We start from the raw sequence: 26418 nt of genomic DNA on the forward strand, positions 1-26418 counted from the left end.
CCTCAGAATCCAGCCGGTGCTTGTTTATGCCAGTCGGTTGCCAGTTGGTACTGGTGCGCGACGTTGAGCAGGCGGCCTTCCTGGAAGTACGGCGCGAGCAGCTGGACACCTACCGGCAGGCCGTCGACGAAGCCGGCAGGCATGGACAGGCCCGGAATGCCGGCGAGGTTGGCGGTGATGGTGTAGATGTCTTCCAGGTACTGGGCGACCGGATCGTTGTTCTTCTCGCCCAGTTTCCAGGCCGGGTTCGGCGTGGTCGGGCCAAGGATCACGTCGACTTCGGCGAAGGCGCTGGTGAAATCATTCTTGATCAGGCGGCGAATTTTCTGAGCTTTCAGGTAATACGCGTCGTAGTAACCAGCGGAAAGCGCGTAGGTGCCGACCATGATGCGGTTCTTAACCTCGGCGCCGAAGCCTTCGGCGCGGGAGCGCTTGTACAGGTCCTGCAGGTCCTTCGGGTCTTCGCAGCGATAGCCGTAGCGAACACCGTCGAAGCGCGACAGGTTGGAGCTGGCTTCTGCGGGCGCGATCACATAATAGGCAGGGATCGCGTGCTGCATGTTCGGCAGGGAGATCTCCTTGACCACCGCGCCGAGCTGCTTGAGCTGCTCGACCACGTTCATCACCGCGTCGGCGATGCGGCTGTCGAGGCCAGCGCCGAAGTATTCCTTCGGCAGGCCGATGCGCAGGCCGGTCAGCGGCTTGGCCAGGGCGGCCAGGTAGTCGTCCACCGGCTGGTCGACGCAGGTGGAGTCCTTCGGATCGAAGCCGGCCATGGCGCCGAGCATCAGTGCGCAGTCCTCGGCGGTGCGGGCCAGCGGGCCGCCCTGATCGAGGCTGGAGGCGTAGGCGATCATGCCCCAGCGCGAGACGCGGCCGTAGGTCGGCTTGATGCCGGTGAGGTTGGTCAGCGCAGCCGGCTGGCGAATCGAGCCGCCGGTGTCGGTGCCGGTGGCCGCCGGAATCAGGCGCGCGGCCACCGCGGCGGCGGAGCCGCCGGAGGAGCCGCCCGGCACGCGGGAGGTGTCCCAGGGGTTCTTCACCGCGCCGTAGTGGCTGGATTCGTTGGCCGAGCCCATGGCGAACTCGTCCATGTTCAGCTTGCCCAGGCTCACGGTGCCGGCATCCGCCAGGCGCTCGACGACGGTAGCGTCGTAGGGCGAGACGAAGGCGTCGAGGATCTTCGAGCCGCAGCTGGTGCGCACGCCCTGGGTGCAGAACAGGTCCTTGTGGGCGATAGGTGCACCGAGCAGGGCGCCGGTTTCACCTTTGGCACGCCGCTCGTCGGCCGCCTTGGCCTGGGCCAGGGCGATTTCTTCGGTGACGGTGATGAAGCTGTTCAACTGCGGGTCGAGCTGCTGGATGCGCGCGAGCAGGGCAGTGGCCAGTTCCTGGGCAGAGAATTGCTTGTCGGCGAGTCCGCGGGCGACTTCGGCGAGGGTCAATTGATGCAGCATATGTCCGTGTCCTTAGCGCTTACTCGATGACTTTCGGGACGAGGTAAAGGCCGTCTTCCACGGCCGGCGCGATGGCCTGGTAGGCTTCGCGGCGGTTCTCCTCGGTGACTGCGTCGGCACGCAGGCGCTGCGTGGCTTCCAGCGGGTGGGCCAGGGGCTCCACGCCGTCGGTGTCGACCGCCTGCATGGCGTCGATCAGGCCGAGAATGTTGTTCAGGGTGTCGGTGGTACGCGAAATGTCGGCTTCCTCCAGGCCCAGGCGGGCGAGGTGGGCGATCTTTTCCACGTCGGAGCGTTCAAGCGCCATCGGGATCTCCAGCTAGAGCGGCCCGGTTCGAACTGGACCTGGCCGGAAGGAATGAGGGGGCGGGGAACAGAACCCGCGGCAGACGGTCGAAGGCCGCTGGGAAGGGCCTGCAGGCCCGAGAAACGAGGAATCTAGCATAAATTGCCGCCTTGCCCAAAACCCCCGTCATTGTTAGAGTTTGCCGCACTTTTTTACCCGCGCACTTTTCACCCACGCGCCACCTATGGGTTTCTTTCCAATGTTCAAAAAACTGCGTGGCATGTTCTCCAGTGATCTGTCGATCGACCTGGGCACTGCCAATACCCTTATTTATGTGCGCGAGCGCGGCATCGTCCTGAACGAACCGTCCGTGGTCGCCATCCGTAGCCATGGCAGCCAGAAAAGCGTGGTTGCCGTTGGTACCGAAGCCAAGCGCATGCTGGGCCGTACTCCGGGCAACATTGCCGCCATTCGTCCGATGAAAGACGGCGTGATCGCCGACTTCAGCGTCTGCGAGAAGATGCTGCAGTACTTCATCAACAAGGTTCACGAGAACAGCTTCCTGCAGCCCAGCCCTCGCGTGCTGATCTGCGTGCCGTGCAAGTCCACCCAGGTGGAACGCCGCGCGATTCGTGAATCGGCCCTGGGCGCTGGCGCCCGTGAGGTCTACCTGATCGAAGAGCCGATGGCCGCGGCCATCGGTGCCGGCCTGCCGGTGGAAGAGGCCCGTGGTTCCATGGTCGTCGATATCGGCGGCGGTACCACCGAGATCGCCCTGATCTCCCTCAATGGCGTGGTCTACGCCGAATCCGTCCGCGTCGGTGGCGACCGCTTCGACGAAGCCATCGTCACCTACGTGCGCCGCAACTACGGCAGCCTGATCGGCGAATCCACCGCCGAGCGCATCAAGCAGGAAATCGGCACCGCCTTCCCGGGCGGCGAAGTCCGCGAAGTCGACGTCCGTGGCCGCAACCTGGCCGAAGGCGTACCGCGCAGCTTCACCCTGAACTCCAACGAAGTGCTCGAAGCGCTGCAGGAATCCCTGGCGACCATCGTCCAGGCAGTCAAGAGCGCCCTGGAACAGTCTCCGCCGGAGCTGGCTTCGGACATCGCCGAGCGTGGCCTGGTGCTGACCGGTGGTGGCGCTCTGCTGCGCGACCTGGACAAGCTCCTGGCCCAGGAAACCGGCCTGCCGGTGATCGTTGCCGAAGACCCGCTGACCTGCGTGGCCCGTGGCGGCGGCAAGGCGCTGGAAATGATGGATCGCCATTCGATGGACCTGCTTTCCACCGAATAAGGTAGGAAAGCTCTGTAAAGGTCGGTTAACGTTTCGCCACGCTGGTGAATCTTCAACCGACCTTGCACAGCTAGGAGCCGGTCATCAAACCGATATTCTCCAAAGGGCCCTCGCTGGGCGCGCGCCTGCTGGTGCTCGCCGTCCTGTCGGTCGCCTTGATGGTGGTCGATGCCCGCTTTGATTACCTGAAACCGGTACGCAGCCAGATGGGCCTCGTGCTGAGCCCCTTCTATGGCATCGCCGACATCCCGGTTCGAGCCTGGGAAGGCGTGCGCGACCAGTTCACCAGCCGCAGCGAACTGCTGGCCGAGAACGAGCGCCTGAAGGCCGAGCAGCTGCTGATGCAGCGCCGCCTGCAGAAGCTGGCCACCCTCACCGAACAGAACGTGCGCCTGCGCGAGTTGCTCAACTCGTCCGCGCTGGTCGACGACAAGGTGCTGGTGGGCGAGTTGATCGGTGTCGACCCGAACCCCTTCACCCAGCGCATCCTGATCGACAAGGGCGAGAAGGACGGCGTGTTCCAGGGCCAGCCAGTGCTCGATGCCAGCGGTCTGATGGGCCAGGTGGTCGAGGTGATGCCCTACACCGCGCGCGTCCTGCTGCTGACCGATACCACCCACAGCATTCCGGTGCAGGTGAACCGCAATGGCCTGCGCGCCATTGCCGTGGGCACCGGCAATCCGGAGCGCCTGGAGCTGCGCTACGTCGCCGATACCGCCGACATCAAGGAAGGCGACCTGCTGGTGAGTTCCGGCCTGGGCCAGCGCTTCCCGGCGGGTTATCCGGTGGCGGTGGTGAAGGAAGTGCTGCACGACACCGGTGGGCCTTTCGCCACTATTCGTGCCGTGCCGACCGCCAAGATGAACCGCAGCCGCTATGTGCTGCTGGTCTTCAGCGACAGCCGGACGCCCGAACAGCGTGCCACCGATGCCGCCGAAGCCCAGGCCGAAGCCGATCGCAAGGCTGCCGAGTCCGGTGCGCCGGCCCAGCCTGCTCCCGGCGTTCCGGCCGCCCAGCCACATGACAGTGCGCAGCCTGCCGCCCCTGCGGCTCCCGCCGCGCAGTCCGCCCATCCGGCCGGCGCCAACGGCGCAGCGCCTGCCGCGCCTGGTGCGCCGGCGTCGCATCCCGATGCAAGGGCCCGGCACTGATGGCGGGCCAGGGCTCGAACAATGGCTGGGCCATCTGGCTCACCCTGCTCCTGGCGCTGTTGCTGTCGGTGGCGCCCATGCCCAGTTTCATGGAGATCGGCCGCCCGCTGTGGCTGGCGATGTTCCTCACCTACTGGGTGCTCTACCTGCCGCACAAGGTCGGCATGCTGAGCGCCTGGGTGCTGGGCGTTGCCGAAGACGTGCTCTACGGCAGCCTGCTGGGGCAGAACGCCCTGATCCTGAGCCTGATCATCTGCCTGGTGCTGTCGCTGCACCAGCGCCTGCGCATGTTCCCCATCTGGCAGCAGTGCCTGGTGTTGCTGGTGGTCTTCGGTCTCGCCCAACTGGTCCAGTTGTGGATCAGCGCCCTGACCGGCAATCGTCCGCCGACCCTGGTGTTCCTGCTGCCGGCGCTGGTCAGCGCCTTGCTCTGGCCCTGGGTCTATACATTGCTGCGGGCCCTGCGGTTGCGCCTGAACATCAATTGATCGCCCCCTTGCGGGGGAATCGCCGGGCCGGCATTGAGCGGGCCCGCTTCGGAGTCCCTGATGGCCCAGCTGTACCTCGCCTCCAGTTCGCCGCGCCGCCGCGAGCTGCTCACCCAGATTGGCTTGCCATTCCACATAGTGCCTGCGTCGATTGACGAAACGCCCGAGTCCGGCGAATCGGCGCATGCCTATGTCGAGCGCCTGGCGCGCAGCAAGGCCCTGGCCGGGCTGAACTTCCTCGCCCAGCGCGCCGATGTCTGCGTGCTGGGTGCCGATACCGCCGTGGTGCTGGATGGTCGCATCCTCGGCAAGCCGCTGGACCGCGACGACGCCCTGACGACGCTTCAGGCTCTGTCCGGCCGCGAGCATGAGGTGCTGACCGCCGTGGCAGTGGCCGATCGCGATCGCTGCGAAGCACGCGTGGTCAGCAGTCGCGTGACCTTCCGCGAGATTTCCGCCGAGGAGGCCGAGCGTTACTGGGAAACCGGCGAGCCGCAGGACAAGGCAGGTGGCTATGCTATCCAGGGGCTCGCGGCAGTCTTCGTCAGCCGCGTCGAGGGCAGCTACAGCGCCGTGGTCGGCCTGCCCCTGTGTGAAACTGCGGCATTGCTGGCTGACTTCTCCATCCCTAGCTGGCAGTCTTGATCACGAAGTAGCGCTGGCACGACTCCGGGCGCGATAAGGAAGGGCGCATGAGCGAAGAGATCCTGATCAATATCACGCCGATGGAATCGCGCGTGGCGGTGGTGGAGAACGGCGTCCTGCAGGAGGTCCATGTCGAGCGCACGCTGCGCCGCGGGATCGTCGGCAACATCTACAAGGGCAAGGTCGTGCGCGTGCTGCCGGGCATGCAGGCGGCCTTCGTCGACGTCGGCCTGGAGCGCGCAGCCTTCATCCATGCCGCGGAGATTTCCACCCGCGAGGGCAGTGCGGTGGAAAGCATCGGCGCGCTGGTTCACGAAGGGCAGAGCCTGGTGGTGCAGGTCACCAAGGACCCCATCGGCACCAAGGGCGCACGCCTGACCACTCATCTGTCGATCCCGTCGCGCTACCTGGTCTACATGCCGCGCACCAGCCATGTCGGCATTTCCCTGAAGATCGAGGACGAGCATGAGCGCGAGCGCCTCAAGCAGGTGGTCGCCAAGTGCGTCGAGGCCGAGGGCATTGTCGAGCGCGGTGGGTTCATCCTGCGCACCGCCGCCGAAGGCGCCGGCGAGGACGAGATCCTCGCCGATATCCGCTACCTGCGCCGCCTCTGGGACCAGATCGATGCACAGATCCAGACCGTCGGCGCGCCGACGATGATCTACGAAGACCTCTCCCTGGCCCTGCGCACCCTGCGCGACCTGGTGAACCCGCGCATCGAGAAGATCCGCGTCGATTCCCGGGAGAACTTCCAGAAGATCACGCAGTTCGTCGAAGAGCTGATGCCGGAAATCGCCGACCGCCTGGAGCACTACCCGGGCGAGCGGCCGATCTTCGACCTCTACGGGGTCGAGGACGAGGTACAGAAGGCGCTGGAGCGCAAGGTGCTGCTCAAGTCCGGCGGCTACCTGATCATCGACCCGACCGAGGCGATGACCACCATTGATGTGAACACTGGCGCCTTCGTCGGCCACCGCAACCTCGAAGAGACCATCTTCAAGACCAACCTCGAGGCGGCGACCGCCATCGCCCGCCAGCTGCGCCTGCGCAACCTGGGCGGGATCATCATCATCGACTTCATCGACATGGAAGACGAAGAGCACCGCCGCCAGGTCCTGCGGACCCTGGAGAAGCAGCTCGAACGCGACCATGCCAAGACCAACATCATCGGTATCACCGAACTGGGCCTGGTGCAGATGACCCGCAAGCGCACCCGCGAAAGCCTGGTGCAGGTGCTCTGCGAGCCCTGCCCGAGCTGCCAGGGGCGCGGCATGCTGAAGACCGCCGAGACCATCTGTTACGAGATCTTCCGGGAAATCCTCCGTGAAGCGCGGGCCTACCAGGCCAATTCCTACCTGGTGCTGGCCAACCAGAAAGTGGTGGACCGCCTGCTCGACGAGGAGTCGGGCAACGTCGCGGACCTGGAGCTGTTCATCGGCCGCCCGATCAAGTTCCAGGTCGAGGCCATGTATTCCCAGGAGCAGTACGACGTGGTCCTGCTTTGAGCGGCGGCTCGCACATCCTCGAGATCCGGCGGGAGGCAGCTTTGCCATGGGGTTTTTTGGAGCTTTGCCTGACGCACACTGTCAGACCTGGTTCGACCTTGGATGGCTGGGAGGCCGCTCGATGACCCTTCGCTTCACCTCACAGGCAGCCGCCTGACATGGATCGCGCCGGCCGCCTGCTCTCCACCTCGCTGCGCATCGTCCTCGGCCTCCTGGCGCTGGGGCTGGTGCTGCTGGCCTTGTACGTCAGCCTTGGCCGGCAGTTGGTGCCGTTGGTGGCGGAGTATCGCGACGATCTGGCGCGCAAAGCCAGCGAGCAACTGGGCCTGCCGGTGGCTATTGGCGCCCTGGAAGGGCATTGGCGCGGGTTCAGCCCGATCATCGTGGTGCGCGACATCCAGCTGGGCGAAGGCGCCGATTCGCTGCGCCTGGAGCGCGTGCGCCTGACCCCCGACATCCTCGGTAGTGTGATGGCGCGCCAGCCGCGCATCGACAGCCTGGAGCTGGAAGGCCTGCACCTGACCTTGCGTGAGGACGAGGACGGCAACTGGCACGCCGACGGCCTGCCCAGCCGTGGCGGCGACACCGACCCGCGCAAGCTCATGGACCTGCTGCTGACCCCGCATCGCCTGTCGCTGATGGACAGTCAGCTGACCGTACTGCCGCAACAGGCCAACCCGCTGTCGTTGAACTATGTCGGCATGACCCTGCGCAGCGGCAGTCGCCAGCGCCTGGAGGCACGCTTCAGCCTGCCCGGCGGCGAACCGGTGGCAGCGCGGCTGGAGGCCCGGCTGAACCGCGATGACTGGGCGAAGAGTTCGGCCCAGCTATACCTGAGCCTGCCCCAGGCCGACTGGGCCAAGTGGCTGCCCGAGCGTCTCACTGGCGCCTGGAAGCTGTCCCACGCCAAGGCTGGCGGCGAATTCTGGGCGACCATCGACAAGGGCGTGCCGGTCTCCGCCGCAGCCCGCCTGAATGCACCGAGAATTGATGCCGCGCTGGGCGACCGCAAGCCGGTGAGCCTGAGCGACCTGGGCGTCAGCCTGTTCTTCCAGCGCAACGGCGACGATTTCGATCTGCGTGTCGCCGATCTGGCAGCGAATTTCGGCGAAAGTCGTTGGGGCGAGGTGGAGCTGGAGCTGACTCGCCGGATGAAGGACGAGGAGCATTGGCAACTGCGTGCCGATCGCCTCGACCTGACCCCGCTGGGGCCGACCATCACAGCACTGGCACCGCTGCCGGACAAGGCCATCGAGTGGCTCGAAGGGCTGAAACCGCACGGCGTGTTACACAACGTCAATTTCGATTTCTGGCCGCAGCGCGAGGGCGCCGAGCGCGTCGCCTATGCCACCAACCTGGAGAAGGTCGGTGTCAGTGCCTTCCATGATGTGCCGGCCGTGGCCAACGTCGACGGCACCTTCCGCGGCAACCTTGGCGGCGGCACGCTGGACGCCAACGCCCAGGATTTCATGCTGCACCTGGCCACGCTGTTCCCCGAGCCCTGGCACTACCGCACTGCGCGCACGCGGATGTTCTTCCAGCTCAACGACGAGGCCTTCACGCTCGGCAGCCACCTGATGCAGGTGGAGGGCGACGAGGGAACCATCGCCGGCGACATCCTGATTCGCCTGATGCGCGACCCGGCGCAGGAAGACTACATGGACCTGCGCGTGGGCATGAGCAACGGCGATGCGCGCTACACCGGTAAATACCTGCCCACCGTCATTCCGCAGATGAGCAAGGATCTGGCTGCCTGGCTCAAGGGCTCGATCAAGAGCGGGCGCATCGAGCAGGGCTATTTCCTATGGCAAGGTTCGCTGCAGAAGGGCTCGGCGCCCGAAGCCCATGCCATGACCCTGTACTTCAAGGTCCATGACGGCGTGCTCGACTACCAGCCGGGCTGGCCCGGCCTGAGCAAGGCCGAGGGCGAGGTGCGTGTGGAGGACACCGGCGTCAGCATCAACGCAACCAGCGGGCAGATTCTCAACAGCCAGGTGCGCGATGTCTCGGTGGAGATTCCCCACTCCAACCCGGGGGAGGTCGCCCACCTGCATGTGGACGGCGATATCGACAGCAACCTCGTCGATGGCCTGAAGATCCTCCAGGACTCGCCCATCGGGGCGACGCACACCTTCGCTGGCTGGGAAGGCAAGGGCGACCTCGACGGTCACCTCAACCTCGACATTCCGCTGGCCAAGGGTGAGGCGAGCAAGGCGCGGGTGATCGTCGATTTCGACACCGACAAGGCACAGCTGAAGATCGCCAAGCCCGAGCTGAACCTCGAACAGGTGAAGGGCAAGTTCCGCTATGACACCGACAGCGGCCTGAGCGGGCAGAACATCTCTGCTCAGGTGCTGGGTAGCCGTATCACCGGCAGCATTCGCGCCGAAGGCCGCAACGGCGCTCCGCGTACACGGGTGCTGGTGGGTGGCCAGGTATCGGTGAAGACCCTGCTCGACTGGGGCAAGGTACAGAAGCAGTTGCCGGTCGACGGCCGCGTCCCGTTCCAGCTCAACCTGCTGCTCGACGGCAAGGACAGCCAGCTGCAGGTCGCCTCGAACCTGCAGGGCGTCACCATCGATCTGCCGGCGCCGCTGGGCAAGGCCGCGCAGGAAACCCGCGAGAGCGAATGGCGCATGACCCTCGAGGGCGCCGAGCGACGCTACTGGGCAACCTACGGCGATCGCGCCAGCCTGGCTTACGCGGCTCCGGCGGACCAGCCGCTGGCCGGCCGTGGCGTGCTGCGCCTGGGTGGCGACCCTGCCGTGCTGCCCAACTGGAATGGTGTCCAGGTGCGCGGCAAGATCGACGAAGTCGACGCCGACGCCTGGATGGCAGTCGCGAAGAAATACTCCAATACCGGGGTTGAGGGCGCCGCTGGCCTGTTGCGCGGCGCAGACCTGCAGATTGGTCGCTTCAAGGGCTTTGGCCAGACCCTGGAAAATCTCACGCTGGATGTGGTGCGTGTCGACAGCAGTTGGCAGGTCGGCCTAGTCAGCTCGCTGGTCTCCGGCAAGGTCACCCTGCCCGACAGCAAGGTGAAACCGATCCAGATCGCCCTGGACCGCCTCGACCTGCCCAAGGGTGAGGCCATCGATTCCGCGAAGGCAGTCGAGCAGCCCGACCCGTTGGCGAAGGTCGACCCGCGCAGCCTGCCGCCGATGGACGTGTCCATCCGCCAGGTCCTCAAGGCTGGCAAGCCGGTCGGTGCCTGGAGCTTCAACCTGCGCCCGACGCCTACCGGTGTTGGCTTCAACAATGTGAATCTGGACCTGCGAGGCCTGTCGGTGAAGGGCAACCTGCGCTGGGATGGTCTTGAGGCGAGCGCGCGCAGCACCTTCCAGGGCAAGCTCGAGGGCAAGAACCTGGGCGACGTGCTGAAGGCCTGGGACTTCGCGCCCAGCGTGACCAGCGAGCGTTTCAGCGTGGACATCAACGGTAACTGGCCGGGGTCGCCGGCGGCGCTGAATCTGCGGCGGTTCGGCGGTACCCTGGACGCCAGCCTGCGCAAGGGGCAGTTCGTCGAAGTGGAGGGCGGCGCCAATGCCCTGCGGGTGTTCGGCCTGCTCAACTTCAACGCCATCAACCGCCGCCTGCGCCTGGACTTCTCCGACCTGCTGGGCAAGGGCCTGAGCTACGACCGGGTCAAGGGTGTGCTCACCGCCACCGATGGCGTCTACTTCACCCGCGAGCCGCTGCGTCTGGATGGTCCGTCCAGCAACCTGGAGCTCAACGGCACCCTGGACATGGCCCACGACGAGATCGACGCCAAGCTGCTGGTGACGCTGCCGGTGACCAACAACCTGCCGTTGGCGGCACTGATCGTCGGCGCTCCCGCCATTGGCGGCGCGCTGTTCGTGGTGGACAAGCTGCTGGGTGACAAGGTCGCACGCTTCGCCAGCGTGCAGTACAGCGTGAAGGGACAATGGCAGAGCCCGACCATCACCTTCGAGAAACCCTTCGAAAAACCTCACTGAACCGGCGGCCAAGCACAATGCCCGGGCATCGGTTAGCATGAAACCCAGGTATTCCCGGAGCTGACCATGTCCATCGCCGTCATCCAGATGGTCAGCCAGGACGATGTCCTGGCTAATCTCGCCACCGCCCGTCGCCTGTTGGAGCAGGCCGCCAACGGCGGCGCGCGCCTTGCCGTACTACCGGAAAACTTCGCCGCCATGGGGCGCCGAGACCTCGCCGACATCGGTCGTGCCGAAGCCCTTGGCGAAGGCCCGATCCTGCCCTGGTTGAAAAGCACCGCCCGCGACCTCAGGTTGTGGATAGTCGCCGGCACCCTGCCGTTGCCGCCGGAGAACCAGCCGGAAGCCAAGGCCAATGCCTGCTCGCTGCTGGTGGACGAGCGCGGTGAAGTGGCGGCGCGCTACGACAAGCTGCATCTGTTCGACGTGGACGTTGCTGATGCCCGTGGTCGCTATCGCGAGTCGGACGACTACGCCTTCGGCCAGCGCGTGGTGGTGGCGGATACGCCGGTCGGGCGGTTGGGGCTGACGGTCTGCTACGACCTGCGCTTCCCCGAGCTTTACACCGCGCTGCGCGAAGCTGGCGCGGAGCTTATCAGTGCCCCCTCGGCATTCACCGCGGTGACTGGCGCAGCGCACTGGGAAATCCTCATCCGCGCCCGCGCCATCGAAACCCAGTGCTATGTGCTGGCGGCTGGACAGGGCGGGACCCACCCCAAAGGACGGGAAACCTGGGGCCAGTCGGCCATCGTCGACCCCTGGGGGCGTATCCTGGCTGAAGAGGCCAAGGGCGAGGCCGTGCTGCTGGCCGAGCGCGACAGCGAGGAACAGGCGGCGGTGCGGCAGCGCATGCCGATTGTCCGGCACAGAAGATTTTTCCCGCCGGTCGAACCACGACCGGCGCGTATGGAGTGAATATGAGCGAACTGTTGTCATCCGTCAGCCAGCACCTGCTGGCCCCCGGTGGTCTGGATATCGACCAGCTGTCGCCGATCCTGCACGAGCTGAGCGGCCCCGGCATCGACGCCGCCGACCTGTACTTCCAGAGCCAGGTCTCCGAGTCCTGGATGCTCGAAGACGGCATCGTCAAGGAAGGCAGCTTCCACATGGACCAGGGCGTCGGCGTGCGCGCACAGTCCGGTGAGAAGACCGGCTTCGCCTACAGCAACGCGATCAACCACGAAGCGCTGATCCAGGCTGCTCGCGCTGCACGCTCGATCTCCCGATCCGGGCAGAATGGCAAGGTGCAGGCGTTCCAGGCCGTGGTGCCGACCCGCCTGTATGCCGGCGAGAACCCGCTGGACGTGATGAGCCGCGCCGAGAAGGTAGAGCTGCTGCAGAAGATCGACGCCGCCACCCGCGCCCTTGATCCGCGCATCCAACAGGTCACCGTCAGCCTCGCCGGTGTCTGGGACCAGGTGCTGATCGCTGCGGCGGATGGTTCGCTGGCTGCGGACATCCGCCCGCTGGTGCGTTTCAACGTCAGTGTCATCGTCGAGCAGAACGGCCGCCGCGAGCGCGGCGGTCATGGCGGCGGCGGTCGCACGGACTACAAGTATTTCCTGCAGGAAGACCGCGCCATGAGCTACGCCCGTGAGGCGCTGCGCCAGGCGCTGGTCAACCTCGAAGCCGTTCCCGCGCCGGCTGGCAGCCTGCCGGTGGTGATGGGCGCCGGTTGGTCCGGCGTGCTGCTGCACGAGGCCGTGGGCCACGGCCTGGAAGGCGACTTCAACCGCAAGGGCAGCTCGAACTACAGCGGTCGCATCGGCGAGAAGGTCGCTTCCAGCCTGTGCACCATCGTCGATGACGGCACCATCGCTGGCCGTCGCGGTTCGCTGTCGGTGGACGACGAAGGTACGCCGACCAACTGCAACGTGCTGATCGAGAACGGCATTCTCAAGGGCTACATGCAGGACAAGCTCAACGCCCGCCTGATGGGCGTGGCGCGCACCGGCAACGGCCGTCGCGAGTCCTACGCGCACCTGCCGATGCCGCGCATGACCAACACCTACATGCTGGCCGGGGAGAGCGATCCGCAGGAAATCATTGCCAGCGTCGAGCGTGGCATCTACTGCGCCAACCTTGGCGGAGGCCAGGTGGACATCACCAGCGGCAAGTTCGTCTTCGCCACCAGCGAGGCCTACCTGATCGAGAACGGCAAGATCACCCGCCCGGTGAAGGGCGCGACACTGATCGGCAACGGGCCGGAAGTGATGAGCCGGGTGTCCATGGTCGGCAATGACCTAGCACTGGACAGCGGCGTGGGCACCTGCGGCAAGGACGGCCAGTCCGTGCCGGTCGGTGTCGGCCAGCCGACCCTGAAGATCGACGCGATCACCGTTGGCGGCACGGGCGCCTGAGGCCGTTGCCCGTGAGGCTTGGAGAGAGGGACGCGGCTGCTCAGCGCAGGCCGCGTTTGAGCTCGTCCAGCTCGCGGATGTACTTGAAGATCTTCCGCGCCGCGGCCGGAGGCTTGTTGTGAGCGGCCTCGTGCTGGGCGTGGCGGATCAGCTGGAGCAGGTGCTGGCGGTCGCTTTCCGGGTATTCGCCGAAGAACGCGGACAGCGCTGCGTCACCGCCGGTGATCAGGTGGTCGCGCCAGCGCTCCAGGGCGTGGAAGCGTTCGTTGTACTGGCGGGTCGAGGTATCTACCTGTTCCAGCAGGGCGAGGATGGCCTCGACGTCCTGGTCGCGCATCAGCTTGCCGATGAACTGCCGATGGCGTTTCTTGGCGGCGTTGGCCTTGTGCTTGGGTGCTTCTTCCAGCGCGCGGCGCAGCGGATCGGTCAGCGGCATGCGGTCGAGCATGTCGGCCTTGAGCGTCGTCAGGCGCTCGCCGAGTTCCTGCAGCGCGTGCATTTCGCGTTTTACTTGCGACTTGCTCTTCTCATCGAAGGACGAGTCGTCATCGTGAATTTCAGCCATGGCGGGGGTCTCTTTGAAAACGCCGCCATGATAACGAGTCAGGGGCCGCTTGTCCGGCCCGCGCCGGTTGCCGCCGCCTGATGGCGGGGCCGGAACATGAACAGGAGAGGCATGCAATGAGCGAACACAACCCGGCAGTGAGCCCGGAGGTCCTTCCCGAACTGCGCGAGCAGGTCGAGCGGATCATTGCCGAGGCTTCCCGGCAGGGCGCCAGCGCCTGCGAAGTGGCGGTGTCGGTGGAGCAGGGGCTGTCCACCTCGGTGCGCCAGGGTGAAGTCGAGACCGTCGAGTTCAACCGCGACCAGGGCTTCGGCATCACTCTTTACGTTGGCCAGCGCAAGGGCTCGGCGAGCACCTCGGCAACAGGCGCGGACGCCATCCGTGAAACCGTGGCAGCGGCGTTGGCGATTGCCAAGCATGCCTCCGAAGACGACTGCGCCGGCCTGGCGGACCCTGCGCTGATGGCGCGGGACCTGCCGGACCTGGATCTTTACCACGGCTGGTCGATCACCCCCGACCAGGCCATCGAGCGCGCGCTGGCCTGCGAGGCTGCCGCGTTCGCCACCGACAAGCGCGTCACCAAGGCCGACGGCACCACGCTGAACACTCATCAGGGCTGCCGCGTCTACGGCAACAGCCATGGCTTTGTCGGCGGCTATGCCAGCACCCGCCACAGCCTGAGTTGCGTGATGATCGCCGAAGGCGAAGGGCAGATGCAGCGCGACTACTGGTATGACGTGAACCGCCGTGGTGAGCTGCTGGCGACTCCCGAATCCATCGGCCGCCGTGCCGCCGAGCGGGCTGCCAGCCGGCTCGGCGCGCGCCCGGTGCCGACCGCCGAGGTGCCGGTGCTGTTTGCCCCGGAAGTCGCGGTCGGCCTGTTCGGCCACTTCCTCGGTGCCATCTCCGGCGGCAGCCTGTACCGCAAGTCTTCCTTCCTCGAAGGTGCGCTGGGGCAGCGACTGTTCCCGGAATGGCTGGCCCTGGACGAACGCCCGCTGCTGCGCGGCGCGCTGGGCAGTGCCTCGTTCGACAACGACGGCCTGGCGACCTATGCCAAACCCTTCGTCGAAGGCGGCGAGCTGGTCTCCTATGTGCTCGGCACCTACTCCGGGCGCAAGTTGGGCATGCCCAGCACGGCCAACTCCGGCGGCGTACACAACCTGTTCGTCAGCCATGGCGACGAGGACCAGGCCGCCCTGATCCGTCGCATGGGACGTGGCCTGCTGGTCACCGAGCTGATGGGGCAGGGCGTCAACCTGGTGACCGGCGATTACTCGCGTGGTGCCGGCGGTTACTGGGTGGAAAACGGCGAAATCCAGTTCCCGGTGCAGGAAGTCACCATCGCCGCCAACCTGCGCGACCTGTTCCGCAATATCGTCGCCATCGGCAACGATGTGGAGTATCGCGGCAACCTGCACACAGGCTCCGTCCTCATTGAAAAGATGATGGTCGCCGGCAACTGATCCACCCACCGCGGCCTTGCTGGCCGCGGCTTTCAGTCCTTCCCCAAGCCCTTCTCCAGACAGGCCGTCCAGCGCATTGCGTTCGGGCGGCTTGTTTTTTTGATTCTCGCAAATAATAATAAATCTCATTATCGATTGAGGGATTGCCATGTTGGTCGAGATCGACAGCTCGATCACCGATCGCTGGTACCGCCTGGGGACCCGCATCCGCTGCGCCCTGGAGCCGGATGAGCCACGTCTGGTCGAGCAGTACCTGTGCGAGGCGCGTTACCTGGCGGCCTGGGAGCCGGTGCCGGCTTGGCGCCTCTTCGAGAAGTGCTTCCAGTTGCTGCTCGACAGCAGCCGCGACATCGCATTGCCCTGGCACTGGCGGGTGCTCTGCCTGGATCACGCCTATCTCCCTCTACGCGAACTGCAACGCCTGGCGACCTCTACCGCTCAGCGCCAACGCCTGTGCCTGCTCGGCCGGCGGATGGCGCAGCAGGAGATGGCGCCTTCCCTGAAGCTGCAAGAAGGAATCGAGAATGACTGACAGCCGTATCGAACGCGACAGCATGGGCGAACTGGAGGTGCCGGTAGCGGCGCTCTACGGTGCCCAGACGCAGCGGGCGGTGAACAACTTCCCGGTGAGCGGCCAGCGCATGCCGCGTCCGTTCATCCGCGCGCTGTTGCTGGCCAAGGCCGCCGCGGCACGCGCCAATGTCAGCCTGGAACAACTGGACGCGGAAACCGGCGCCGCCATCGTCGCTGCCTGTGAGGAGTTGTTGGCGGGCGACTTGCAGCAACACTTCCCGGTGGATGTGTTCCAGACCGGCTCGGGTACCAGCTCGAACATGAACGCCAACGAGGTGGTTGCGACCCTCGCCGGCCGCCGCCTGGGCAAGCCGGTCAACGCCAATGACCAGGTCAATTGCGGGCAGAGCAGTAACGACATCATCCCTTCGACCATCCACATCAGTGCGGCGGTAGAGATCCACCAGCACCTGCTGCCGGCCCTGGATCACCTGCACGCGACCCTGGAGAAGAAGGCCAAGTCCGTGCACTTGTACGTGAAGACCGGCCGCACTCATCTGATGGATGCCATGCCGGTGCGCCTGAGCCAGGTGCTTGGCGGTTGGGCGCAACAGGTGCGCCAGGCGTCTCTGGGCATAGAAGGGCAACTGCCGGCGTTGCAGCAACTGGCTCAGGGCGGCACTGCCGTCGGAACTGGCGTGAACGCTCACCCGCAGTTCTCCGCGCGCTTCTGCGAAGAGCTCAACGGACTGACTGGCCTGGCATTCCGCCCCGGTGACGACTTCTTCGCGTTGATCGGCGCCCAGGATATCGCCGTGGCCACCTCCGGCCAGCTCAAGGCGCTGGCCGTGGCGCTGATGAAGATCGCCAATGACCTGCGCTGGATGAACTCCGGCCCGCTGGCCGGCCTTGCCGAGATCGAACTGGAGGCGCTGCAGCCGGGTTCCTCGATCATGCCGGGCAAGGTCAACCCGGTGATCCCGGAAGCCACTGCCATGGTCGCCGCCCAGGTCATGGGCAACGACACCACCATCGCCGTCGCCGGGCAGTCGGGCAACTTCGAGCTCAACGTGATGCTGCCGGTGATCGCCGACAACCTGCTGCACAGCATCCACCTGCTGGCCAACGTCAGCCGTCTGCTGGCGGACAAGGCCATCGCCAGCTTCAAGGTCAACGAGGCGAGCCTGCGTGAGGCGCTGTCGCGCAACCCGATCCTGGTCACTGCGCTGAATCCGATCATCGGCTACCAGAAGGCCGCGGAGATCGCCAAGCAGGCTTACCGCGATGGCCGGCCGATCATCGACGTCGCGCTGGAAAACACGGACCTGGACCGTGCCCGCCTCGAGCAACTGCTCAATCCCGAGAAGCTCACCGCCGGCGGACTCTGAGTCCGCCCCACCCGCTGGAGGAACCTGCCATGCGCCACTGGCAACGCACCATCGAACTGGGCAACCGCTGCTTCATTCGTAACGAGTTGATCGATGCCCGTGAGCACTACCTCCATGCGCTGGCGCTGGCCCAGGTCCTGCTGGACCGCTGGCACGACCCGGAGGAAGCCGTGATGGCGTTTGTCATCTCCCACCACAACCTCGGTGACCTGCACCTGCAACTAGGCCAGCCGGAGGAAACCGCCGAGTACCTGTGCGCCTGCCACGAACGACTGCTGGTGCTGGGCGAAGACCTGCGCAAATGCTCGGATCTGCGCGCGGCCGCGGTGCAGCACAGCCGCCGTACCTATGTCGAACTGCTCAACTTCATCGGCGAGCACGGTACCTATCCGCGCACCCAGCGCCTGCTGCGTCGCCAAGGCGCGGTCGAGTTGCGCCCGGGGCTGTTCACTGCCGTTCAATCGATGCGCTACCACTGAGCCGATGCGCTACCACTGAAGAAGGTTCGAAGATGCCTCACGTCCTGCCCGCCTTGCCCTATGCCTACGACGCCCTGGAACCGCACATCGATGCGCAGACCATGGAAATCCACCACAGCAAGCACCACCAGACCTACATCAACAACCTGAACGCCGCGCTGGAAGGCACAGAGTTCGCCGAGGCTCCGGTGGAAACGTTGCTGCAGAAACTCGACCGCCTGCCCGAGGCACTGCGCGCGCCGGTGATCAACAACGGCGGCGGCCACGCCAACCACTCGTTGTTCTGGACCGTCATGGCTCCTGACGGCGGTGGTCATCCGCAGGAGGAGTTGGGCCAGGCCATTGACGCCCAACTGGGCGGCTACGAGGCCTTCTGCCAGGCGTTCACCAAGGCGGCCTTGACTCGCTTTGGCAGCGGCTGGGCGTGGCTGAGCGTTGATCCGCAGGGCCAACTGGTAGTGGAAAGCACCGGCAACCAGGACAGCCCGCTGATGCAGGGCAACTTGCCTATCCTCGGGCTGGACGTCTGGGAGCACGCGTACTACCTGCGCTATCAGAATCGCCGGCCGGAATACATTGCCGCGTTTTACAACGTCGTCGCCTGGCCGGAGGTGCTCCGACGTTACCGCGAGGCACTGCAAGCGCGGGGGCAAGGATGAAACCGAAGACCGTCCCATGCGTCTGATCGTGCAGAGTCTGCGTGAAAGCGGAGGACGCAATTTGCGTTGGTTGCTGGGGTTGATCATTGTCCTCGGCGGCGGTCTGCTGGTGGCCCAGCACCTGATGCTGCTGGCGCGATTGTCGCTTTCCCCGCCGATGTACCTGGCCTTGCATGGCGGCATGCTCTGCGCGCTCGGAACTGCCCTGGGCGCGCTGCCCGTGCTGCTGGTGCGCAGCATGCCGGCGCGAATCGCCGACGCCATGCTCGGCTTCGGCGCCGGCGTGATGCTGGCGGCCACCGCATTCTCGCTACTGCTTCCCGCGCTGGAGGCGGCTGAAGCCTCGGGCCGGGCCACCTGGCTGGCATCGGTGCTGGTCAGCCTCGGCCTGGCGCTGGGTGCCTTCGGTCTCGCGGTGTTCGGCCGAGTACTCGAGGATGCGCAGGCGAACATCCAGGGCGTTGCGGATGGAAAGGTGCCCGCGCGCATCCTGCTGTTCGTTGCTGCCATCGTCCTGCACAACATTCCCGAAGGCATGGCCGTTGGAGTCGCCGCCGGGGGAGAGGTGCAAGGCGCCAGCGGATTAGCGCTGGGCATCGCGCTGCAGGACGTGCCAGAAGGGCTGGCGATTGCGCTGGTGCTGGCCGGGGCGGGCGTGTCACGCGGCAAGGCGGCATTGGCGGGCGCGGCGTCCGGGCTGGTCGAGCCGCTGTTCGCGGTACTCTGCGCCTGGCTGATCGGTATCTCGCGGATGTTCCTGCCCTGGGGGCTGGCCGCGGCAGCGGGAGCGATGCTCTACGTGGTGGTGCGCGAGATCATCCCCGAATCACAGCGGCGCGGCCATGCGGCGCAGGCCACCCAGGGGCTGATCATCGGCTTCTGTCTGATGATGGTGCTGGATACGTCGCTGGGCTGATCGAAGGCCCGGCGAGTCACTCGCCTTCGTCGAAGTAGTTGTTGATCAGTTCGACCAGCGCCTTGAGCGCCTCGTCTTCCTGCTCGCCTTCGGCAGCGAGGTGCAGATTGGTGCCCTTGCCGGCGGCGAGCATCATCACCGCCATGATGCTCTTGCCGTCTACCGTACTTTCCGGATTGCGCCCTACGCGAACCTGGCAGGGATAACGTCCCGCCACGCCGACGAATTTGGCCGCCGCACGGGCGTGCAGGCCAAGCTTGTTGATGATGGTGATTTCGAGGGCGGGCATCGCGAGGGGCTGTCCTTTTGTTGTCTGTCGCTGCTTAGCTCAGGTCGCGGTGGCGAATCTGTACGTTGGTGAGGGTTTCCTTGAGGGCCTGACCGATGCGCTCGGCAATATAGGTCGAGCGATGCTGGCCACCGGTGCAGCCGATGGCGATGGTCACATAGGCCCGGTTGCTCGCGGCGAAGCGCGGCAGCCATTTGTTCAGGTAGGTGAGGATGTCCTGGTACATCTCTTCGACATCCGGTTGCGCCGCCAGGTATTCCTGGACTTCCGCTTCCAGCCCTGTGTGCTCGCGCAGTTCCGGTTTCCAGTAGGGATTGGGCAGGCAGCGCACGTCGAACACCAGGTCCGCATCCACCGGCATGCCACGCTTGAAGCCGAAGGATTCGACCAGGAAGGCGGTGCCCAGTTCGGGCTTGTTCAGCAGGCGCAGCTTGAGCACGTCGCGCAGCTGATACAGGTTGAGATTCGTAGTGTTGAGCTTGAGATCCGCCAGGTCGGCGATCGGTGCCAGCAGATGCGTCTCATCGGCGATTGCTTCGGCCAGCGAGCGGCTGTCGGTGGTCAGCGGGTGGCGCCGGCGGGTCTCGGAGAAGCGCTTGAGCAGCGTTTCATCGTCGGCATCGAGGTACACCACGTCACACTGGATGTGCTTGTCGCGAGCTTCCTGTAGCAGCTCGGGGAAACGCTGCAGCTGGCTGGGCAGGTTGCGCGCGTCGATGGAGACGGCGACCTGCGGGTGCAACAGCTCGGTGTGCAGCAGCGCGCGCTGGGCCAGGTCCGGGAGGAGGCTGGCCGGCAGGTTGTCGATGCAGTAGAAGCCGTTGTCTTCCAGCACGTTGAGCGCGGTGCTCTTGCCGGAGCCGGATCTTCCACTGACGATGATCAGGCGCATGATCAGTGCCCGTTGTTCTGGAAGTCCACGACGATCCGGTACAGGTCCTCGCCGTTGGCGGCGTGACGCAGGCGGTCGCGGACGTCGGAGCGGTCGAGCATGGAGGCGATCTGCCGCAGCAGTTCCAGGTGCTCCTCGGTGGCGGCTTCCGGCACCAGCAGCACGAACACCAGGTCGACCGGCGCGCCGTCGAGGGCGTCGAAATCTACCGGGTGATCCAGGTGCAGGATGGCGCTGATCGGCGACTGGCAGCCAGGGAGGCGGCAGTGCGGAATGGCGATGCCATTGCCGAAGCCGGTGGAGCCCAGGCGTTCCCGGGCCACCAGGCTGTCGAAGATGTCTTGGGAATCGAAACCCGGCAGCTCGCGAGCCACCAGGTTGGCGATTTGTTCGAGGACACGTTTCTTGCTGCCGCCCGGCACGTTCACGAGGGAACGGCCGGGGGTCAGGATTTGCTCAAGTCGGATCATAGGGAGGGGTTAACGGACGCCAACACCTTGCTGGCGTTCGAGGTATTTTTCCTTGTGCTTGATCAGTTGGCGGTCGAGCTTGTCGGTGAGCAGGTCGATGGCCGCGTACATGTCTTCATGTTCGGCGCAGGCCACCACTTCGCCACCGGCGATGTGGAGGGTGGCTTCAATTTTCTGCTTCAGCTTCTCGACCTCCATGATGACCTGAACATTGGTGATCTTGTCGAAGTGGCGCTCCAGTCGGCCAAGTTTCTCGCCGACATAGTCGCGCAGGGCGTCGGTCACATCCAGTTGATGTCCACTGATGTTGACTTGCATACCGCTTTCTCCTTGTTGCCCGTGTGTAAGTGGCAGGTTATGGGGCCTGCCGCCGGAACACCTTGGCGTGGATCAACGTCACACCAGCCGCTTGCGCTCGCTCGAGGGAGAGATTCCTAGGGACTCCCGGTACTTGGCGACGGTACGACGTGCCACTTGAATGCCCTGTGCTTCCAGTAAACCAGCGATCTTGCTGTCACTCAATGGCTTTTTCGGACTTTCCGCCGCGACCAGTTTCTTGATGATCGCGCGGATCGCGGTGGACGAGCACTCGCCACCCTCGGAGGTGCTGACGTGGCTGGAGAAGAAATACTTCAGCTCGAAGATGCCACGCGGCGTGTGCATGAATTTCTGCGTGGTGACGCGGGAGATGGTCGATTCGTGCATGCCCACCGCTTCGGCGATGTCATGCAGGACCAGCGGTTTCATCGCCTCCTCGCCGTACTCGAGGAAGCCGCGCTGGTGCTCGACGATCTGGGTCGCCACCTTCATCAGTGTCTCGTTGCGGCTCTGCAGGCTCTTGATGAACCAGCGCGCTTCCTGCAACTGGTTGCGCATGAAGGTGTTGTCGGCGCTGGAGTCGGCGCGGCGCACCAGGCCCGCATACTGCGAGTTCACGCGCAGGCGCGGTACCGCTTCCTGGTTCAGTTCCACCAGCCAGCGCTCGTTGTGCTTGCGCACGATGACATCCGGAACCACGTATTCGGCTTCGCCGGATTCGATCTGCGAACCGGGGCGTGGGTGCAGCGACTGGATCAGCTCGATGGTCTCGCGCAGCTCGTCTTCCTTGAGCTTCATGCGTCGCATCAGCTGGCTGTAGTCGCGGCTGCCGAGCAGGTCCAGGTGGTCGTTGACCAGGCGGATGGCCTCGGCCAGCAGGTAGGTCTTGGTGGGCAGCTGGCGTAGCTGCAGCAGCAGGCATTCGCGCAGGTTGCGCGCACCGACTCCGGCAGGCTCGAGCTGCTGCACACGGCGCAGGACGACTTCCACTTCGTCCATTTCCACGCCCAGTTCAGGGTCGATGGAGGCGAGGATGTCTTCCAGGGATTCTTCGAGGTAACCGTCGTCGTTGATGCCGTCGATGATGCTCAGGGCGACCAGGCGATCGGTGTCGGACATCGGCGCCAGGTTCAGTTGCCAGAGCAGATGGCTCTGCAGGCTTTCGCCAGCGGAGGTGCGGGAAGTGAAGTCCCACTCGTCGTCATCGTTGCTGGGCAGGCTGCTGGCGCTGGTCTGGTAGATGTCTTCCCAGGCGGTGTCGACCGGAAGCTCGTTGGGGATGCGTTCGGCCCACTGGTCCTCGTCGAGGCTGTCGGCGTTGGGCGTAGTGCTTTCCTGAAAATTGTCCTGGGAGTTGCTGCTGGTGCCGTTGGCGCCCGATTCGGCGCCGTCGGCCATGGGATCGCTGTTGTCGTAGTCCTCGCCTTCTTCCTGGCGCTCCAGCATCGGGTTGGACTCCAGGGCTTCCTGGATTTCCTGTTGGAGGTCCAGCGTGGAGAGCTGGAGCAGTCGGATGGCCTGTTGCAGCTGCGGGGTCATCGTCAGCTGCTGGCCCATCTTGAGGACTAGCGATGGTTTCATGGCTGGAACTAGGCACCTTGTTCGCTGGCGCAAAGCGCGCCATATCCACGACTACGGACGCCGGGGCGCCGCGAGGAAGCAAATTATATGCCTGAGTTTGGACGCTTTGCCTAGGGGCTGTCGACCTTTCGTTACAACCCGGTTGCGCCAGCGGGGATCCGGCAGCCGGATACGTCATGGCGCAGCCGACAAGCCGCACCATGCAAGGGAGGGAAATGAGCTGCCGCGCCCAGGCAGGGCGCGGCTCGGGGCGTCAGAGGCGGAACTCGTGGCCCAGGTAGACTTCCTTCACCAGGTCGTTGGCGAGGATGCTCTCGGCATTACCTTCGGCGATCAACTGGCCGTCGTTGACGATGTACGCCGTCTCGCAGATATCCAGGGTCTCGCGGACGTTGTGGTCGGTGATCAGCACACCGATGCCCTTGGCCTTGAGGTGGTGGATGATCTGCTTGATGTCGCCGACGGAGATCGGGTCGACACCGGCGAAAGGTTCGTCCAGCAGGATGAACTTCGGCGAACTGGCCAGTGCACGGGCGATCTCCACGCGGCGACGCTCGCCACCGGACAGGCTCATGCCGAGGTTGTCGCGGATGTGGTGGATGTGGAACTCCTCGAGCAGGCTTTCCAGGGCTTCCTGGCGGCCGGCGCGATCCAGGTCGCTGCGGGTTTCGAGGATTGCACCGATGTTGTCCGCCACCGACAGCTTGCGGAAGATCGAGGCTTCCTGCGGCAGGTAGCCGATGCCAGCGCGGGCGCGGCCGTGCATGGGCAGGTGGGTGACGTCCTGCTCGTCGATGCGCACGACCCCCTGATCGGCGCGAACCAGGCCGACGATCATGTAGAAGCAGGTAGTCTTGCCTGCTCCGTTGGGGCCGAGCAGGCCGACGATCTGCCCACTCTCGATGCTCATGCTGACGTCGCGGACGACTTGCCGGCTCTTGTAGCTCTTGGCGAGGTGCTGGGCGGTTAGCGTAGCCATTACTGCGCTTGATCCTGCTTTTTCTTGGGCTGGATGACCATGTCGATGCGCGGGCGCGGGGTGGTCACCTGGGAGCCGGTGGCGCGGCCTGCGTTGACGATCTGGCGCTGGGTGTCGTAGACGATCTTTTCACCTTCGAAGGTGTTGCCTTCCTGGATCACCTTGGCCTGGTCGATCAGTACGACGCGGTTCTGGGTGACGAAATACTGGATCGTCAGGCCGTAAGCCTGGGTGATCTGCTTGTCCGGCGCCGGCTTCTGCTCAAAGTAGGCGGGCTTGCCGACCGAGGTGACGACTTCGATGTCACCATTCTTGTTCTGCTTGAGCGTGACGGTGTTGCCAGTCAGCTTCATGCTGCCCTGGGTTACCACCACGTCGCCGCGATACACGGCGACGCCCTGCTTGTCATCCAGTTCGGCGCTGTCGGCCTGGACCCGGATCGGCTGTTCCCGGTCGGTGGGAAGAGCCCAGGCTGCACTGCTGCCGATAGCGGCGGCGAGGCTGAAAAGAAGGGGGAGGGTGTTAACGAGCCTCATGCTGACCTCTTACGTTGGACAGCAGGAGCATCCGGCTGTCTTTCAGATACGCTTTCATGCCAACTGCCGTGGTCACACCGTTGGGTTCGGTGATCTTCACGGGCTGGTCAGTCTGCGCATAGTCCTTGTCTGGGAACACCGTCATGCGCGAGGTGTTGAGCAGGAGCGTGCGTTGCTGTGCGTCGGTGCGCGCAACACGCACGTCGTCGATCAGCTCGACCTGCTTGCCTTCGGGGGCCACTTCGGCGTGAACGCTCTGGACATGCCACGGCTGGGGCTCGTTCTCCCGATGGAAGTAGAGGTCAGGCGTGGTGACCAGGGTCACGTCGGTTGCTTTCAGGTGTTCGAGTTTGTCGGCGGTCATCTCGTAGGCGAGGGAGCCGTCGATGCGGTACTGAACGCTCTTGGCGTTGACCACGTAGAAGTCGATGGCGTCGCTGGTCTGCGACTTGAGTTGCCGCTCGTTGAAGTCCAGGCGCACGTTCCAGTAATAGCCGAGGGCGATCAGCAGGATGGCGATCAGGGCGAGCAACAGCTTCTGTTGGAGTGTCTTGGGCATGTTCGGCTCTAGAGATACGCGATCTGGGCAGCTTCGAGGTTGCCCTGGGCGCGCAGGATCAGTTCGCAGAACTCGCGGGCGGCGCCTTCGCCGCCACGGGCCTGGGTTACGCCGTCGGCATGCTGGCGCACGAAGGCATCGCCGCTGGCGACCGCCATGCCCAGGCCGGCGCGGCGGATGGCCGGCAGGTCAGGCAGATCGTCGCCCAGGTACGCGACTTCTTCATAGCCTAGACCCAGTTCGGCGAGCAACTCGTCCAGGGCGACCAGCTTGTCCTCGCGGCCCTGGAACAGGTGGTTGATGCCCAGGTTCTTCGCCCGGCGCTCGACCACCGGGCTCGAACGGCCGGTGATGATCGCGGTGCGCACGCCGGAGTTCATCAGCATCTTGATGCCCTGGCCGTCCAGGGTGTTGAAGGTCTTGAACTCGCCGCCGTCGGGCAGGAAGTAGAGCTTGCCGTCGGTGAGTACGCCGTCGACGTCGAACACCGCCAGGCGGACCGCCTTCGCGCGTTGCAGCAGGTCGGCGGTCATTCAGATGACCCCCGCGCGGGTCAGGTCGTGGACGTGCAGTACGCCGACCGGGTGGTCCGTGTCGTCGACGACCACGAGCACGTTGATCTTGTGGTCGTCCATGATCTTCAGGGCCTCGGCGGCGAGCATGTCCGGGCGGGCGGTCTTGCCATGCACGGTCATCACCTTGTCGATGGTCACCTGGCGCACGTCCAGGCCCTTGTCCAGGGTGCGACGCAGGTCGCCGTCGGTGAAGACCCCGGCGAGCTTGCCGTCTTCGCCAAGGATGACGGTCATGCCCAGGCCCTTGCGGGTCATTTCCAGCAATGCACCGCTGAGCGAAGTGCCGGGAGAAACCTGCGGCAATGCTTCACCCACGTGCATGATGTTTTCCACTTTCAGCAACAATCGACGGCCCAGCGCACCGCCCGGATGCGAGAAGGCGAAGTCTTCGGCGGTGAAACCGCGTGCTTCGAGCAGGGCGATGGCGAGCGCATCGCCGATCACCAGGGAAACCGTGGTGGAGGAGGTCGGTGCCAGGTTCAGCGAGCAGGCTTCGTGCTCGACACTGGCATCCAGGTTGACCGCGGCGGCCTTGGCCAGCGGCGATTCGGCGTTGCCGGTCATGCTGATCAGGGTGATACCCAGGCGCTTGATCAGCGGCAGCAGGGTAACGATTTCCGCGGTGGAGCCGGAGTTGGACAGGGCCAGGACGACGTCGTCCTTGGTGATCATGCCCATGTCGCCATGGCTGGCCTCGGCCGGGTGCACGAAGAACGACGGCGTACCGGTGCTGGCGAGGGTGGCAGCGATCTTGCGTGCGATATGGCCGGACTTGCCCATGCCGACCACGACGACGCGGCCCTTGCAGCTCAGCAGCAGTTCGCAGGCCAGCGAAAAATCGGCGCCGATGCGCGGCAGCAGGGCGTCCACCGAGTCACGCTCGAGGCGGATGGTGCGTTGTGCCGACTGGATGAAATCGTGTTTCTGGCTCATGTTCGAAAGGCGCGGGGCAAAATGAAGTGCGAGATTATAACGGGAAAGCGGCAAAGGCTTCATCACTGGCAACTCAATGTTGCTCGCATTTTGCTGAACTGAGCCTTAACGGTGGCTTAGCAGCCCTTGGGGCG

The 26418-nt window shown here is 64.9% G+C and carries 27 protein-coding genes; 14 read left to right on the forward strand and 13 right to left on the reverse strand.

Going from position 1 to position 26418, the window contains the following annotated elements; translation table 11 throughout:
* Window positions 1–2: 2 nt before the first annotated feature.
* Both gatA and gatC read right to left on the reverse strand, forming a co-directional pair.
* Window positions 3–1457: an Asp-tRNA(Asn)/Glu-tRNA(Gln) amidotransferase subunit GatA gene (gatA, locus tag RS899_RS01560; protein ID WP_233299354.1), complete on the reverse strand. Its 1455-nt coding sequence runs from the start codon at window positions 1455–1457 to the stop codon at window positions 3–5.
* Window positions 1458–1476: 19 nt separating this feature from the next.
* Window positions 1477–1764: an Asp-tRNA(Asn)/Glu-tRNA(Gln) amidotransferase subunit GatC gene (gatC, locus tag RS899_RS01565; protein ID WP_015475813.1), complete on the reverse strand. Its 288-nt coding sequence runs from the start codon at window positions 1762–1764 to the stop codon at window positions 1477–1479.
* A gap of 238 nt (window positions 1765–2002) precedes the next feature.
* Between gatC and mreB the strand changes: the two genes are divergently transcribed.
* The 8 genes from mreB to tldD all read left to right on the forward strand — a co-directional run bounded on the left by mreB (window position 2003) and on the right by tldD (window position 13166).
* Entirely contained in the window at window positions 2003–3040 is a 1038-nt protein-coding gene (gene mreB, locus RS899_RS01570) for a rod shape-determining protein MreB (RefSeq protein WP_017518164.1), read from the forward strand.
* A gap of 131 nt (window positions 3041–3171) precedes the next feature.
* Window positions 3172–4191, forward strand: a complete 1020-nt coding sequence (gene mreC, locus RS899_RS01575; RefSeq protein ID WP_315808934.1) for a rod shape-determining protein MreC — start codon at window positions 3172–3174, stop codon at window positions 4189–4191.
* Window positions 4191–4679, forward strand: coding sequence for a rod shape-determining protein MreD (gene mreD / locus RS899_RS01580; protein WP_054906633.1), 489 nt, complete (start codon window positions 4191–4193; stop codon window positions 4677–4679). Before mreC ends, mreD begins: the two co-directional genes overlap by 1 nt.
* A 60-nt stretch (window positions 4680–4739) precedes the next feature.
* On the forward strand, window positions 4740–5324 hold the full coding sequence (locus RS899_RS01585) for a Maf family protein (protein WP_315808935.1): 585 nt from the start codon (window positions 4740–4742) through the stop codon (window positions 5322–5324).
* Window positions 5325–5371: 47 nt separating this feature from the next.
* Window positions 5372–6829 (forward strand): ribonuclease G, encoded by a 1458-nt coding sequence (rng, locus tag RS899_RS01590; RefSeq protein WP_045209573.1) that lies wholly within the window; start codon window positions 5372–5374, stop codon window positions 6827–6829.
* A 158-nt stretch (window positions 6830–6987) separates the two neighbouring features.
* Window positions 6988–10806, forward strand: a complete 3819-nt coding sequence (locus RS899_RS01595) for a YhdP family protein (RefSeq protein WP_315808936.1) — start codon at window positions 6988–6990, stop codon at window positions 10804–10806.
* A 66-nt stretch (window positions 10807–10872) separates the two neighbouring features.
* A complete protein-coding gene (locus RS899_RS01600; protein ID WP_054906630.1) occupies window positions 10873–11721 on the forward strand; it encodes a carbon-nitrogen hydrolase family protein in 849 nt (282 codons plus the stop codon).
* Window positions 11722–11723: 2 nt separating this feature from the next.
* Entirely contained in the window at window positions 11724–13166 is a 1443-nt protein-coding gene (gene tldD, locus RS899_RS01605) for a metalloprotease TldD (RefSeq protein WP_054906629.1), read from the forward strand.
* Window positions 13167–13206: 40 nt separating this feature from the next.
* Here tldD and yjgA read toward each other — a convergent pair whose 3' ends face one another.
* The gene (gene yjgA, locus RS899_RS01610) at window positions 13207–13731 is read right to left on the reverse strand and encodes a ribosome biogenesis factor YjgA (RefSeq protein WP_024766553.1); all 525 of its coding nucleotides are present in this window, start codon (window positions 13729–13731) and stop codon (window positions 13207–13209) included.
* 116 nt (window positions 13732–13847) lie between these two features.
* Between yjgA and pmbA the strand changes: the two genes are divergently transcribed.
* From pmbA to RS899_RS01640, 6 genes are all read left to right on the forward strand, one after another.
* Complete coding sequence (gene pmbA / locus RS899_RS01615; protein ID WP_315808937.1) at window positions 13848–15197, forward strand: metalloprotease PmbA; 1350 nt, start codon at window positions 13848–13850, stop codon at window positions 15195–15197.
* Window positions 15198–15345: 148 nt separating this feature from the next.
* Window positions 15346–15729, forward strand: a complete 384-nt coding sequence (locus RS899_RS01620) for a FagA protein (RefSeq protein ID WP_315808938.1) — start codon at window positions 15346–15348, stop codon at window positions 15727–15729.
* Window positions 15722–17098: a class II fumarate hydratase FumC gene (gene fumC / locus RS899_RS01625; protein ID WP_315808939.1), complete on the forward strand. Its 1377-nt coding sequence runs from the start codon at window positions 15722–15724 to the stop codon at window positions 17096–17098. The genes RS899_RS01620 and fumC overlap by 8 nt, the downstream gene beginning before the upstream one ends.
* A 29-nt stretch (window positions 17099–17127) precedes the next feature.
* Window positions 17128–17577, forward strand: a complete 450-nt coding sequence (locus RS899_RS01630; protein WP_054906625.1) for a hypothetical protein — start codon at window positions 17128–17130, stop codon at window positions 17575–17577.
* A gap of 32 nt (window positions 17578–17609) precedes the next feature.
* Entirely contained in the window at window positions 17610–18236 is a 627-nt protein-coding gene (locus RS899_RS01635; protein ID WP_054906624.1) for a superoxide dismutase, read from the forward strand.
* A 22-nt stretch (window positions 18237–18258) separates the two neighbouring features.
* Window positions 18259–19152: a ZIP family metal transporter gene (locus RS899_RS01640; protein ID WP_371914075.1), complete on the forward strand. Its 894-nt coding sequence runs from the start codon at window positions 18259–18261 to the stop codon at window positions 19150–19152.
* Window positions 19153–19168: 16 nt separating this feature from the next.
* Here the strand turns inward: RS899_RS01640 and RS899_RS01645 are convergent, their stop codons facing one another.
* The 10 genes from RS899_RS01645 to RS899_RS01690 all read right to left on the reverse strand — a co-directional run bounded on the left by RS899_RS01645 (window position 19169) and on the right by RS899_RS01690 (window position 26284).
* Entirely contained in the window at window positions 19169–19441 is a 273-nt protein-coding gene (locus RS899_RS01645) for an HPr family phosphocarrier protein (protein WP_024766547.1), read from the reverse strand.
* 34 nt (window positions 19442–19475) lie between these two features.
* The gene (rapZ, locus tag RS899_RS01650; protein ID WP_054906622.1) at window positions 19476–20333 is read right to left on the reverse strand and encodes an RNase adapter RapZ; all 858 of its coding nucleotides are present in this window, start codon (window positions 20331–20333) and stop codon (window positions 19476–19478) included.
* Window positions 20334–20335: 2 nt separating this feature from the next.
* Window positions 20336–20803: a PTS IIA-like nitrogen regulatory protein PtsN gene (ptsN, locus tag RS899_RS01655; protein ID WP_037009823.1), complete on the reverse strand. Its 468-nt coding sequence runs from the start codon at window positions 20801–20803 to the stop codon at window positions 20336–20338.
* 9 nt (window positions 20804–20812) lie between these two features.
* Complete coding sequence (hpf, locus tag RS899_RS01660; RefSeq protein ID WP_017518151.1) at window positions 20813–21121, reverse strand: ribosome hibernation-promoting factor, HPF/YfiA family; 309 nt, start codon at window positions 21119–21121, stop codon at window positions 20813–20815.
* Window positions 21122–21199: 78 nt separating this feature from the next.
* Window positions 21200–22702 (reverse strand): RNA polymerase factor sigma-54, encoded by a 1503-nt coding sequence (locus RS899_RS01665; RefSeq protein ID WP_233299344.1) that lies wholly within the window; start codon window positions 22700–22702, stop codon window positions 21200–21202.
* A 253-nt stretch (window positions 22703–22955) separates the two neighbouring features.
* Entirely contained in the window at window positions 22956–23681 is a 726-nt protein-coding gene (lptB, locus tag RS899_RS01670; RefSeq protein WP_315808940.1) for an LPS export ABC transporter ATP-binding protein, read from the reverse strand.
* The gene (gene lptA / locus RS899_RS01675; protein ID WP_024766543.1) at window positions 23681–24217 is read right to left on the reverse strand and encodes a lipopolysaccharide transport periplasmic protein LptA; all 537 of its coding nucleotides are present in this window, start codon (window positions 24215–24217) and stop codon (window positions 23681–23683) included. Before lptA ends, lptB begins: the two co-directional genes overlap by 1 nt.
* Window positions 24204–24776 carry an LPS export ABC transporter periplasmic protein LptC gene (gene lptC, locus RS899_RS01680; protein ID WP_054906619.1) on the reverse strand — a complete coding sequence of 191 codons (573 nt, stop codon included), beginning with the start codon at window positions 24774–24776 and terminating at the stop codon, window positions 24204–24206. The genes lptA and lptC overlap by 14 nt, the downstream gene beginning before the upstream one ends.
* Window positions 24777–24784: 8 nt before the next feature.
* Entirely contained in the window at window positions 24785–25309 is a 525-nt protein-coding gene (locus RS899_RS01685) for an HAD family hydrolase (RefSeq protein ID WP_315808941.1), read from the reverse strand.
* A complete protein-coding gene (locus tag RS899_RS01690) occupies window positions 25310–26284 on the reverse strand; it encodes a KpsF/GutQ family sugar-phosphate isomerase (RefSeq protein ID WP_315808942.1) in 975 nt (324 codons plus the stop codon).
* Window positions 26285–26418 lie beyond the last annotated feature (134 nt).

It is taken from the genome of Pseudomonas sp. C9-3 (genome assembly GCF_032392015.1).
Lineage (GTDB): Bacteria > Pseudomonadota > Gammaproteobacteria > Pseudomonadales > Pseudomonadaceae > Pseudomonas > Pseudomonas nitroreducens.